Here is a 12844-nt window from a genome sequence, read left to right on the forward strand (position 1 = left end):
GACCGGTGCGGCCTCAGTTCACCTTTCGATCCAAGCCTCGCCAATAGGGTTCCCGCAGTTTGAATTTCTGGATCTTGCCGGTTGCCGTGCGCGGCAGGGCCGCCACGAATTCGACTCGTTTCGGGCATTTGTAGCCGGCCAGGTAGTTGCGGCAGTGGGTGATGATGTCGTCGGCGGTTGTGGCCGGGTCGTCGGTGACGACGAGGGCGGTGACCAGTTCACCCCACTTCTCGTCGGGGATGCCGATGACAGCGGCTTCGCGGACGGCGGGGTGGGAGTTGAGGGCGTCTTCGACCTCGATGGAGGAGACGTTCTCGCCGCCGCTGATGATGACGTCCTTCTTGCGGTCGGCGATGGTGAGGTAGCCGTCGGTGACGGAGCCGCCGTCGCCGGTGTGGAACCAGTTGCCTTCCTGGACGCGTTCGGATTCGTCCGGGTTCTGCCAGTAGCCGTCGAGATTGTGGTTGGACTGGGCGAGGACCTCGTTGTCGGTGTCGAGAGCGATGCGCACTCCGAGTGCGGGGGCGCCCGCGCGGCCGAGCAGCCGGGCTTGTTCGTTCGGGTCGAATTCGGCCCATTCCGAACGCATCCGGTTGATGGTGAGCAGGGGAGCGGTTTCGGTGAGGCCGTAGATCTGGATGAATTCCCAGCCGAGTTCGTCGCGGACGCGTTCGATGGTGCGGGTCGGTGGCGGGGCGCCGGCGACGACGATGCGGACGCGGTCGCGGCCCGGGATCTCGCCGTCCCAGGTTTTCGCCGCGTCCAGGGCGGCGGTGACGACGGCGGGGGCGGCGCACAGCAGGGTGACGCCGTGTTCGGCTGTGCGGCGCAGGATTTCGGTGCCGTCGACCTTGCGGAGCACGATGTGGCGGCCGCCGAGGCCGGTGACGGTGTAGGGCATGCCCCAGCCGTTGGCGTGGAACATCGGCAGGGTGTGCAGCAGGACGTCGTTGTCGGTGACGGTGGTGTGCAGGCCGAATACGGTGGCGTTGAGCCACAGATTGCGGTGGGTCAGCTGCACGCCCTTGGGACGGGCGGTGGTCCCGGAGGTGTAATTGAGTGTGGCCGTGGCGGATTCGTCACCGGCCCACGGTGTGGGCCGTGCGGTGGAACCGAATACGACATCGTCGCTGTCGCCGAGCACGAAGGTGTGTTTCGCGTGCACGGTCTCCAGCAGATGTCCCAGCTCCGGATCCACGAGCAGCACCTCGGCCCCGGAGTGCTCCACGATGTAACCCACCTCGGCGGGGGAGAGCCGGAAGTTGACCGGCACCAGCACCCGGCCCCACGCCGACACCCCGAAGAACGAGGTCAGCAGCCGCGCGGAGTTGTGCGACACGATGGCGACCCGGCCACCCACCGGTACCCCGAGGGTGTCCAGCCAGGCCGCCTGCGCGCGGGCACGGCGGGCGATCTCCCGATAGGTCACCGCGCCCCACGAGGCGGCGGGCTGGTCCGGTTCGTCGATCACGCCGATGCGATCGGGGTAGACCGTTTCGGCGCGATCGAGGAAATCGCGGACACCCAAGTCGAAGAACACCGATAACTCCCTTCACCACTGGGTTCCATCGTGGCCTCGGCGGAGCCGGCGCACCACCCCCGATCGAGGATCAGCCGGCCAGGAACGACAATCGCACCTGCCGTACGGGGTTGTCGACGTTGAGATCCACCATCGCGACCGACTGCCAGGTCCCCAGCGCCATCTCGCCGCCCAGCACCGGAACGCTCGCGTACGCAGCGATCAGCGCGGGCATGACATGCGACCGCCCGTGCCCCCGGGCGCCGTGCGCGTGCCGCCACCGCTCGTCGGCGGGCAGCAGATCCCGCAGCGCGGCCAGCAGATCGTCGTCGCTACCCGCCCCGAGTTCGATCAGCGCGACACCCGCCGTGGCATGCGGGACGAAGACGTGCAACAACCCGTCCCCACCTCCCGACACCTCGCGCAGAAACGCCGAACAGTGCGGCGTGAGGTCATGAACGGTCTCGCGCGAACCCGTCTTCACTTCGATCAGCGTGCTCTGCATGGACACCATCGTCCCCTGTCACCGGATCCGGCCCGACGGCTCATCGGTGAGACGCGCTGCTGCGGTCGGTCACCTGGACCGCACGCAGGTCGGTCATGTACGGCGTACAGCGACAGCCGGCCGATCCGCTGGGTCGTAGATCGATCACGACAACAGGCTTGCATCCATGAAGACGACGGTGATCTCGTACTCGACAAGACCCGCCACAGCTTCTTCGCCCATACCGAACTGGATCCGATGCTGCGCAGCCGCGGCATTACCCGGCTCATTACGGCAGGTCTGCACACCGACGTGTGCGTGGAAGCCACCGTCCGGGCGGGGCCGGAACGCAATGTCGATGTCGTGTCCGGACCACGCCGAACCACGGTCGTGATCCCGCTTATCGGACCGAACCGCCGCTGCGCTGAGGGGCGCGCCTCCCCGGTGATCGGGGTCGGATACTTCACCGCTGCGATCGGTAGGTGGGGTGGGGCCGAAAGCGGTAGGGCAGCAGAACCATCGAGCCGGCACCGGATATCGATGCTGTTGAGGGCACATCACCGTTACCGGGACGCCGGTGTGACGGGCGTAACGCCGGCGATAACGAAGGGCTGCGCACCATAGCGCCCGTCGCGTGAATACTGCGCCTACTGGAGAACAAGAGAACATGAGATCAAAGACGATCGCCCTTTCCGGGACCTTCAAAGCCGTGGCCGCTGCCGGTGCGGCGGGTGTGGTGGGGGTATTTCTCACCGCGTGCAGCAGCGGGTCGGACGGGAGCTCGGCCGTGGCTTCCAGCGGTGGGTCGGCCGGTGCCGTATCTGCCGATGTCAGTGCCGTGGTCAGCCAGTACAGCGGGCAGGCGGCGCTGGATCTGCCACCCTTGAAGGCGAAGCCGGCTCCGGGGAAGCATCTGGTGTATCTGGCCGATACCGCGGCTCCGCTCACGGCCACCATCGGTCAGGATGTGACCGCGGGGGCCAAGGAGCTCGGGTGGTCGGTGACCACGGAGACGTATGCCGGTGATCCGGCCTCGCTGGCGACCGCTATGGCGCAGGCTGTTTCGGAGAAGCCGGACGCGATCCTGTTGTCCGGGGAGGATCAGTCGCACTTCACCAAGGCGTTGCAGGCCGCGGACGCGGCCGGGATTCCGGTGTTCGTGGGTGGGGTGCCCAATACGCCGACCACGCTGGCCGAAGGCGGGCCGGCCGGTGTCTCGCTGGGCAACAACTTCCTCACCACCGAGGGGAAGATCGCGGCCGATTACATCATCAAGGCGTCGGGGGGTAAGGCGAACATCGCGATCGTCACGGTCCCCGATCAGAAGACGCTCACCGTCGAGAACGCCGGATTCACCAAGGAATTGGCGGCGCAGTGCCCGGCGTGCACGGTGACCACGATCAACGCGCAGTTGCAGCAGATCGGCAACGGGTTACCGCAGCAGGTGGTTTCGGAGTTGCAGGCGAATCCGAGCGTGAACTACGTCTTCTATCCGTACGGGGATCTGTCGATCGGGGTGCCGGCGGCGTTGCAGACCGCGGGGATCAAGGTGAACAGTGTCGCCTCCACCGCGTCGGCGGGGACCTATGCCGATCTGAAGGCCGGGCGGATGGTCGCGAACCTGGCCACCTCCACCGAGGTGCAGGCCTGGCTGGAGGTCGATCTGGTGGCCCGGTACTTCGATACCGGCAAGCCCGCGCTGGACGACATCGTGCCGATCCAGATCCTGACCGACGCCGACGACAGCTCCGCGACGCTGCCGGTCAGCCCGAGCGACTATGCGGCACAGTTCAAGAAGCTCTGGCAGGTCGGGTGAGATGACCGAGTCGACCGACGGCACGGTCCTGTCGCTGCGGGACGTGTCGAAGACCTTTCCGGGGACGGTGGCGCTGGATCGGGTCCACCTCGACATCCGGCCCGGTGCGGTGCACGCGCTGGTCGGTCAGAACGGCTCCGGCAAGTCGACTCTGATCAAGATCCTCGCGGGCTTCCACAAGGCGGACGACAACGGTGGCACGATCAGCGTCGGGGATACCGTCCTGACGCCCGGTGACCCGGCGGCGGCGCACACCGCCGGGCTCCGGTTCGTCCATCAGGACCTCGGTCTGGTGATGACCGAGTCCACCGCCGACAACCTGGCGCTCGGCGCGGGCTACCCGACCGGGCGCACCGGCGGTATCCGGTGGCGCGAACAGTACCGGCACGCACGGGAACTCATGCACGACCTCGGGCACGACATCGACCCGCGCGCCCCGATGCGGCAGCTGACGGCGGTGGAGCGCACGGCCGTGGCGATCGCCCGCGCCATGCGCCCCGCCGCGAACCCGATCGCGCTGCTGGTGCTGGACGAGCCGACCGCCACGATGCCCGCCCACGATGTCGACACGCTGTACGACCTGGTCCGGCGGGTGCGGGCCGGCGGCGCGTCGGTGCTGTACGTCTCGCACCATCTGGACGAGGTGTTCGCGCTGGCCGATCGGGTCACCGTGCTGCGCGACGGGCACCTGATCACCACGCTGGACGTCGCGGACACCAGCCCGCGTGAGCTGGCCGACCTGATGGCCGGCAGCCGTGTGGACGTCGGCGAGCGGGCCGTGCGCGAGCTCGGCGATCCGATGCTGGAACTGCGCGACGTCTCGGCGCGGGTGCTGCGCGAGCTGAACCTGGTGGTGCACGCGGGCGAGATCGTCGGCCTGGCCGGGATCAACGGGTCCGGTCGCGACGAGATCACCATGGCCGCCTTCGGCGGCGCCCCGCGCACCGGGACCGTGCGCGTCGACGGCGGCGAGATCCCGGCGGACCGCCCCGATCTCGCCGCCGCCTCCGGCATCGGATTCGTGCCGGCCGACCGGGCCGCGCACGGACTGGTCATGGAGATGTCGGTCCGGGAGAACATGACGCTGCCCCGGCTCGGCGACTACCTGTCCGCATTCGTGTTGCGCACCAAGCGGGAACGCTCGGATGTGGTGGAGTGGGGCCGTCGCCTCGGGCTGGCCACCCCGGGTACGGAGGTCGCCATGACCGCCCTGTCCGGCGGTAATCAGCAGAAGGTCGTGCTGGGCAAATGGCTGCGCACGAACCCGAAGGTCCTGCTGCTCGACGAGCCGACCCAGGGCGTGGACGTCGCCGCCAAAGCCGAGGTCCACCGGCTCGTCGACAAGGCCGCCGACCAGGGAGCGGCGGTCCTGGTGGCCTCCTCGGACGAGACCGAGCTCGTCCGGCTGTGCACGCGCGTCCTCGTGCTCAGCCGGGGCCACGTGAGCGCCGAACTCCTCGGCGACGACATCACCCGCGCTGCGATCACCCGGGCGAGCCTCGGTGTGGCCGAGGAAGGAATATCGGCGTGACCGACACGAAAACATCACCGGCACAGACGGATCGGCCGACGGCGCCGCGAGCGCGGCCGCCCCGGCAGTGGCTGCCCGCCGTCGGGCTGGACCGGTTCAGCGGCCTGTATCTGCTGGTGATCCTGGTGGTCGTCTACTCCCTGATGGAGCCGAGCACCTTCTTCACCTCGCAGAACTTCCGGCTGGTGCTGTCCAGCCAGGCGATCACCGGCATCATCACCCTCGGGCTGATGGTCTCGCTGATCTGTGGCGTGTTCGACCTGTCGATCGCGGCGAACATGACCTGGGCGGTGCTGTTCGTCGGCTACCTCCAGGAGCACGGCTACCACTGGGGCGTAGCCCTCGCGCTGACCGTGTCGAGCGGCGCGGTGATCGGCGTCCTCAACGCGATCGTGGTGACCAGGCTGCATGTCGACTCGGTGATCGGGACGCTGGGCATGTCCTCGATCCTCGCGGCGGTCTCCTACTGGCTCACCGGCGGTCAGGCGGTCACCACCGGAATCCAGGCCGGATTCGTCGATTTCGGGAACGAGAAGATCGCCTCGATCCCGTTGCCGGTCTACTTCTTCGCCCTCATCGCCCTCGCGCTGTGGTACTTCCTCAACTACCGCCCGTCGGGCCGGTATCTGTACGCGGTGGGCGCCAATCTCGCCGCGGCGCGGCTGGCGGGCCTGAAAGTGTTGCGGTTGCAGTGGACCGGCCTGATCGTCTCGGCCACGGTCGCCAGTTTCGCCGGGGTGGTCTTCGCCGCCCAGCTCGGCAACGCCCCCTACAACGCGGGCGCGTCCTACCTGCTGCCCGCGTTCTCCGCCGCCTTCCTGGGCGCCACCCAGGTCCGGCCGGGCCGGTTCAACGTGTGGGGCACCGTGATCGCGATCTACCTGCTGGCGGTCGGGGTCAAGGGCCTGAAACTGAAATGGCCCTCGCAGGCGTGGATCAGCGACCTGTTCGAGGGCGTGGTCCTGATCGTCGCCGTGGCCCTGGCCGTGCAGTCCTCGCGGCGGGCGCGCAAGGGCTGACCGGGGAACCCCGCCGCGGCCGTGCCCGTCGCGGCGGGGAGATCCCGGCCGCGGCCGCGACGGCTCGCCTGCGGGCCGCGGACGGACTGAACACCGGCACAACGGAAATCGTGGTGACGGACGCGGGAAAGCAGGGGAGACTGCCCTCATGAGTACCGATGTCGAGCGACTGATCATCGAGCGGACACTGTGTGTTCCGATACCGGACGGACCGGCGGGTGACGGTTCGGCCGTGGCCCGCCAGTTCGATGCGGCCCTGATGTCGGTGGGATTCAAGCTCTCACCCGAGCTGTTCGCCGGGTTGTGCGCGCTGTCGGCCGGTGCGGTGCTCGATCTCGCGGTGCGGGTGCTCGACACGGTCCGCCGGCTGGTCGGCGATCACGTTCAGCACAATGTCTATTTCCGGGACTTCCCGCGCAATGTGCCGGACACGATGGAGTTCTGGACCGAATGCCTGCTCGAGGCGCTCGCTGATCCGGAGGCGGCGGCCCGCGTCCACGGTGAGACCGCGTTGCTCGGCACGCTGAACCTGCTGAGCCTGCCGCGCTACGGCCGATATCTGCACAGCTACGACGAAATGCTGGCCGCCCATGCGGAATTCGTCCACGGCGCCGGGGATCGGGTGACAGTCCTTGCGCGCGGAGGGGATCCGGTCGTGGCGGCGCGGGAACTCTACCTGCGGATGGCCGGGGCGACCACGCCCGGTAACGACGACGATCGCGCCGCGCTGCGGGTGCTGGCCGCGCGGTGCGCCTCCGATGAGGTTCAGCCGCAGGACATTCCGGTGCGAGAGAACCGGGCGCTGATCAATGCCGTGCGGTTGGCCGCGGGTGCGCCGGTTCTGGCGAATACGGTGACCGATGTGCTGCGACTGGCGTGCGCGCTCTCCGACGGTGACGTGACGCTGGCCCAGCCGACCCGATTCCGGCCGTTCGGCCGCGCGACGCGGCGGGGGTTGCTGGCCGCGCTCGACGGCGTGATCGCGGCGAACCGGGATGCGCTCGCCGACGTGAATCGCTATCGGGAGCAGTGGAAGCGGCTCGGCGAGCGCCTGCATCCGCACGAGTTCCCGCAGTGGCCGCACGCGGGCGAGGTGTTCGCTGTGGCGCGCGGCGACGAGCGGGTGCGGTCGACGGCCTCGCGGGTGGAGGAGTTGCTCGGCGCCGGCGAGCCGGATGCGGCGGCGGCGCTGTTGCAGCGGTCGGCGCCCGGAATGCTGTACCGGTCGGCGGATCGGCTGCTGCGGGCCACCGCCACCGCCACCGGGCAGCAGGCGATCGCGAATCGGCTCGCGGACAGCGCATCCCGAGTGTCCGGCCGTGTACTGCTGTCGCTGCGTGAGCATCTGGCCGATCGGTCCGCCGGTGGCCGGCGGGTGTTCGTCAACCGCCACGCCCGCGGCCACATCGCCGACGACACCCGCCCGCCGATCGCGGACGAGGTGGTCGCCACGCTGACCGCGGCGCTGGACGGTCACCTCCGCGAGCGCCTCACCGGCCCCCGCTGGGTGGTCGATCCGGCGATACTGGATGTGGCGCTGCCGATCTCGGGGAAGTCGGTCGCCTCCGGGTTCGGGACGCTGCCGCGGGGATCGCGGTCGAGGGTCGACGGTGAGCTGCTGCGGTTCTTCGTCCACTGGCGGCAGGCCCGGCAGCGCACCGACTTCGATCTGTCGGCGCTGTTGCTGGACAGCGATTTCCGCAATCCGGCGCAGCTGTCGTTCACCAACCTGGGCACCCTCGGTGGCCGTCACTCCGGCGACATCACGTCGGCGCCGGAGGGCGCGTCGGAGTTCATCGACCTGACCTTGCCGCTGATCCCGTCGAGTGTCGTTGTGCCGCAGGTGAACATCTACGACGGTGAGGGCTTCGAGCAGGTGGCGGAGTCGTTCTTCGGATACATGATCCGCGACGCGAGCGAGGAGGGCGCGCCCTACGAGCCGCGGACCGTGCGGATGAAGTCCGAGCTGCGCGGCCAGGGCCGGGTGGCGCTGCCACTGGTTTTCGTCCGCGACGCCGACGGCTGGGAAGCGGTCTGGCTGCATCTGTACCTGACCGGGGATCCGGGATTCAACCAGGTGGAGAACAACCGGGCCACGACAACGGATCTCGTCCGCAGCATCCTCGCCCGCCGCTACCTGACCGTGGGTTACCTCGCGGAGCTGGTGGACGCCCGGATCGGGGAACCCGACACCGTCGGCGAACCGGTCACCTACATCGGGCTGGAGCGCCCGGAGAAGCTCCCGGAGGGCTCGGTGGTCGTCACCCCCGCGAATCTCGGTGGGCTGATCCCGGGCTGATCCGGTAGGCTGATCGACGGTGAGGCCATGGGAAGGCTTCCTTCTAACCCATTGGGATTGCTCCAGCGTTCTCGCTCTCCTCACCGCCCATCGGGTACCGCGGGCCGGGGTGACATCCTCGTCACTCCGCCGGCCCGACCTGCGCCGTTCGGCATTTCTCATCGTCTTCACATCGAAACGTTCCCGATTCGGCAATGGGCCGGCCGTAGCGTCGGTGCTCGGTATCGGCGACGGCGGGAGAAGGCACGATGATGCGACGGCGCGCAGCGGCGGCGATGGTGGCGGTATCGGTGGGTGTGGCCGTGGGGTCCGTCGCCGGCTGCGCCGGTCGGGTGCACGCGGCCGAGGGGACGACGGTGACCCTCGATGTCGGCGGCCACCAGCGGGAATACCTTGTGCACGCACCGGCTCGCCCGGCGGCCGGGCCGCTGCCGGTGGTGCTGGCGTTCCACGGTGGTGGCGGGACCGCGCAGGAGATGGAGCGCGACAGCGGCTTCGACCAGCTCTCCGACGCCGCCGGATTCATCGCGGTCTATCCGGCCGGGTACGAGCGGTCGTGGAGCGACACCCGGGGTGCCGACACCAAGGCCGGCGCGGCCGGGATCGACGACGTCGGATTCGTGTCGACGATCATCGATCGCCTGATCGCCGACGATCATGCCGACCCGGCCCGGATCTACGCCACCGGAATGTCCAACGGCGCGATCTTCACCGAGGATCTGGGCTGCCGGCTCGCGGGCCGGATCGCCGCCATCGCGCCGGTCGCCGGCACCCTCTCGCAGCCGGGCGCGACGGCCTGTCAACCGGCGCAACCGGTTTCGGTCCTCGAGATCCACGGCACCGGGGATCCGATCGTGCCCTACAACGGCGGTCCGGTCCGGGTCACCAGCGGCGGCAACGGCCGGGCCGGGGCCGTCCCGGTGCTGCCGGTCGACGCGAATCAGCAGCAGTGGCGCACCCTCGACGGGTGCACCACGGCTCCGGCGGTCAGCGACCTGCCCGATACCGCCCACGACGGCACGACCGTCACGGTGTCGGTGACGACCGGCTGCCGCAACGGCAGTCAGGTGCAGCTCTATTCGGTCACCGACGGCGGGCACACCTGGCCCGGCGGTAGGCAGTACCTGCCGCAGGCGATCATCGGCAAGGTCAGCCACCAGTTCGACGCCGCCGCGGTGATCTGGCAGTTCTTCGGCACGCTCTGAGTTCCCCTCGGCAGCCGCCGAATCGCAGTACCCGCGCTGGTCGACCGGTCCCGTACCGGTCGACCAGCGCTTTTGTCGTCTGTGGCGCCGGATGCGCGGGATCGCGGCCCGACAGTGTCCATCGTTGCGCCAGCGAATTTTCTCCACCGGGTAGGCCGGTGTTCATCTTCTTCGGCCAGCATCCGTTGCGTACCGAAAATTCACACAAGGGCAGATGTGTGAAATTTCATTTCACGTGATGAGGGCTGGTGTGGGAACGATCGACTGACATCCGGCGCGCCGGCCCGGGCAGGTTCCCGGCGCGCCGACGGCCGACGCGACCGAGTCGAACCGATTCGGCAATTCGGCCGCAGTAGCACTTTCTCCAGCGCTGTCCCATGACGGCCGGGGAATTCGAGAATTCGTCTCGGGCAAGGCTTTCTTCGCCCTGCTCCGACCAGGTCGGAGCAGGGCGCCGGCATGGGGATGGCAGGGCGATATCGCCTGGTCCGGGGCGAGTAATTCGGGCGAGACCGCGGGCAGCGGTCCGCCCGGATGGCCGGAGTCGGTGGTGGCGTGGCGTATTGACGCGCCACCGCCGGCTCGTGATCCGATGAAAGAAAGAAAACAGATGAGGAAATTCACTGCGGGCGCGGCACTGATCGTCGGCGCCGTGAGCATCGCCGCCGGTACCGGCCACGCCGAACCGTTGCAGGCGCCGCAACCGGTGTCGGAGCACCGGACCGCGGAACTCAACGGCGTTCATTTCACCTTCGACCGCGACGGCGGCTCGCTGGTCGTCACCGCCCCCGACGGCGCGTTCCAGACGGTCGGCGACAGCGTGGTCGTCACCGACACCCGAGGGCGATTCAATGATTCGCTGCCGCTGACCTATCGCAAGGACGACCAGGTCTTCCCGATCGCGGCCGAGATCGGTGCGCATTCCGTGCGCCTGACCCCGTCGTCGACCGACGGTCGGCCGGTGGTGGATCCGATCACCCCGGCCGATATCGCCAGGGGGCACGACGTCTCCCGCGCGCAGGACGTGGCCGAATCGTTCACGCCGCGGGACTCCAGCGCACTGGGCCTGTTCGCCTCCCGGGCCGGTGTGGCCTCGGTGGCGGGCGCCGCGATCGGTGCGCTGGTCGGTCTCACCGTGGGTTGTGTCGCGGGCGGTGTGGTGGGCTCGGTGTCCACCGCCATCACCACCCTGCTGGCCGGCGTGGTGCCGGGCGCGCTGGTCGGCTGCGTCGCCGGCGCCGCCACGATCGGCAGCCTCGGTTCACTGGCCGGTACAGCGCTGGTGACCGGTCCGGTCGTGCTGTGGTCGGCCTACCAGTACTTCACCACGGTGACCGCTCCCTGCACGGGTGCGGGTGCGTACTGCGTGGACCCGGCCCAGCCGGCCCCGGCCAAGTGATCCGATAGCGCGAAACCCGTTGCGGCAGTGACCGATCCGATCCAGATCGGGCTGCTGTGACGGGTCCCGGGCCGTGATTCGGATCGGCGCGGCGGCCGGCGGCGCAACAGGATCCGGCGGTTGATCAGCTCGGCGGACATGCTCTGCTCCCGCACGATCGAACGGCGCTGCTGCCTACCTCACCGTGCCGGCGTCGTGAGGTCGGGTATGCCGCGGTCGGCGGTGGATTCGTGCCCGGCCCGGTCCGGTTCCGCGGGGCCTGTGGTCACGGCCGCTGCCGGGATGTCGCCGGGTCCGAGCGGGACCGGCAGGGCGGGCGGAGTGGGCCCCATGCCCGGGGTGACGAGGTAGCCGCGGGCGGCCAGGGCCGTCTGCAATCGCCAGGTCCCGGCGCTCTGGGCGGGGTTGTAGCCGGTGAGCTGGGCGATGCGCCGCAGCCGGTAGTCGAGGGTGTTGGGGTGGATGTGCAGTTGCAGCGCGGTCACCCGGCGCTGACTGTTGTTGGCGAGGTGGGCACGCAGGGTGGTCATCAGTTCGGGGTGGTCCTCGACCCGGTCGAGGATCGCGGCCACCGCGTCGCGGCCCGGACCCGGTTGGGCCAGTTGATATTCCACGGCCAGGTCTTCCAGCCGGTGCAGGCCCCGGGCGGCGCCGGCCCGGATGACCGTGTCGAGCAGGTGGTGCGCGTGGTCGGCGGCCGCGGCGATGCCGTCGTGGCCGCTGATCACGACGGCGGCGAGCAACGGCAGGCGCGCGGCCTCGTCGAGTGCGGCCAGCAGCGCGTCCAGGTCGTCGCCGGCGGCGGGATCGCACGGGATCAGGATCGTCCCGCCGTGGACACTCAGCAGCGCCGGGGTGGGTTCGCCGTAGTAGAGGGCCAGCGCGGCGTGGACTCGGCGCAGCCGGGCCACCGCCTCGTCGCGGGCGTCCGGGGTGGATCGCCGGGATGGGTGCGGAATGTGTACCGCGACAACGGCATAGCGGGACGCCGGCGGGACGGCGTCGGTCTTCTCGGGGGTGTGCTGTTGCCGGCCGAGCAGTGCCGCGGCGAGGGCCCGGGCGTGCTGCTCGGCCGCCATGGCCTGAAGTTCCCGCAGGTAGGCGGCGGTGAGGGTGGTGGTGATGGTGCGCATCGCCGCGCCGAGCGCGTGGCCGGTGTGGCGGAGGCGGTCCAGGTCGGCCCGGGTCGCGGAGCGGGGTGTCGCGGCCGCGGCGGCGTGCTCCAGCACGGTGCCGGCGTCGGCGTATACGGCGTGGAGGAGGGCGTCGAGCGGCACGTTGTCCCGGGCCCACCGGGCGGCCGCCGGGCCGAGCAGTGGAAGCTGCGGGAGGGGCCGGTAGCCGTCGAGCCCGGCGGCCGCCGGTTCCTGGTTCCGGCCGGCCACGAGCCGGCTCGGCAGTGCGCCGCAGGCCGCCAGGGCTTCGGTCAGCCTGCGCACCGTATCGGGGGCGGGGCCGGTGTGATCGCGTTGCGGTGCGGGCACTTTCCCGCGCGCGGGCGGACGGCGCAGCGGAAAGCCGGCACCGCGGGCGGCAGGCGCTGTCACCTCCGGTTGCGAAATCGTCATGGGT

The 12844-nt window shown here is 69.6% G+C and carries 10 protein-coding genes; 7 read left to right on the forward strand and 3 right to left on the reverse strand.

What is annotated here, in order from left to right:
• Positions 1 to 13: 13 nt before the first annotated feature.
• Both LBW94_RS01495 and LBW94_RS01500 read right to left on the reverse strand, forming a co-directional pair.
• Complete coding sequence (locus tag LBW94_RS01495; RefSeq protein WP_225055711.1) at positions 14 to 1540, reverse strand: AMP-binding protein; 1527 nt, start codon at positions 1538 to 1540, stop codon at positions 14 to 16.
• A 70-nt stretch (positions 1541 to 1610) separates the two neighbouring features.
• Positions 1611 to 2024, reverse strand: a complete 414-nt coding sequence (locus LBW94_RS01500) for a secondary thiamine-phosphate synthase enzyme YjbQ (RefSeq protein ID WP_225055710.1) — start codon at positions 2022 to 2024, stop codon at positions 1611 to 1613.
• On the opposite strand from LBW94_RS01500, the gene LBW94_RS01505 reads away from it, so the two are divergent.
• The 7 genes from LBW94_RS01505 (at position 1974) to LBW94_RS01535 (ending at position 11272) form a co-directional block, all read left to right on the forward strand.
• Complete coding sequence (locus LBW94_RS01505; protein ID WP_225055708.1) at positions 1974 to 2627, forward strand: isochorismatase family protein; 654 nt, start codon at positions 1974 to 1976, stop codon at positions 2625 to 2627. The genes LBW94_RS01500 and LBW94_RS01505 overlap by 51 nt on opposite strands.
• Before the next feature lie 163 nt (positions 2628 to 2790).
• Positions 2791 to 3819 carry a sugar ABC transporter substrate-binding protein gene (locus tag LBW94_RS01510; protein WP_225055707.1) on the forward strand — a complete coding sequence of 343 codons (1029 nt, stop codon included), beginning with the start codon at positions 2791 to 2793 and terminating at the stop codon, positions 3817 to 3819.
• A 1-nt stretch (position 3820) separates the two neighbouring features.
• Positions 3821 to 5350 carry a sugar ABC transporter ATP-binding protein gene (locus tag LBW94_RS01515; protein WP_225055706.1) on the forward strand — a complete coding sequence of 510 codons (1530 nt, stop codon included), beginning with the start codon at positions 3821 to 3823 and terminating at the stop codon, positions 5348 to 5350.
• Positions 5347 to 6369 carry an ABC transporter permease gene (locus tag LBW94_RS01520; RefSeq protein WP_225055705.1) on the forward strand — a complete coding sequence of 341 codons (1023 nt, stop codon included), beginning with the start codon at positions 5347 to 5349 and terminating at the stop codon, positions 6367 to 6369. The genes LBW94_RS01515 and LBW94_RS01520 overlap by 4 nt, the downstream gene beginning before the upstream one ends.
• Positions 6370 to 6517: 148 nt before the next feature.
• Positions 6518 to 8668, forward strand: coding sequence for a TerD family protein (locus LBW94_RS01525; protein WP_225055704.1), 2151 nt, complete (start codon positions 6518 to 6520; stop codon positions 8666 to 8668).
• 248 nt (positions 8669 to 8916) lie between these two features.
• Entirely contained in the window at positions 8917 to 9873 is a 957-nt protein-coding gene (locus tag LBW94_RS01530) for an alpha/beta hydrolase family esterase (protein ID WP_225055703.1), read from the forward strand.
• A 610-nt stretch (positions 9874 to 10483) separates the two neighbouring features.
• Complete coding sequence (locus LBW94_RS01535; protein ID WP_225055702.1) at positions 10484 to 11272, forward strand: hypothetical protein; 789 nt, start codon at positions 10484 to 10486, stop codon at positions 11270 to 11272.
• A 179-nt stretch (positions 11273 to 11451) separates the two neighbouring features.
• Here LBW94_RS01535 and LBW94_RS01540 read toward each other — a convergent pair whose 3' ends face one another.
• Positions 11452 to 12840, reverse strand: coding sequence for a PucR family transcriptional regulator (locus LBW94_RS01540; protein ID WP_225055701.1), 1389 nt, complete (start codon positions 12838 to 12840; stop codon positions 11452 to 11454).
• Positions 12841 to 12844 lie beyond the last annotated feature (4 nt).

It is taken from the genome of Nocardia sp. alder85J, from assembly GCF_020176955.2.
Lineage (GTDB): Bacteria > Actinomycetota > Actinomycetes > Mycobacteriales > Mycobacteriaceae > Nocardia.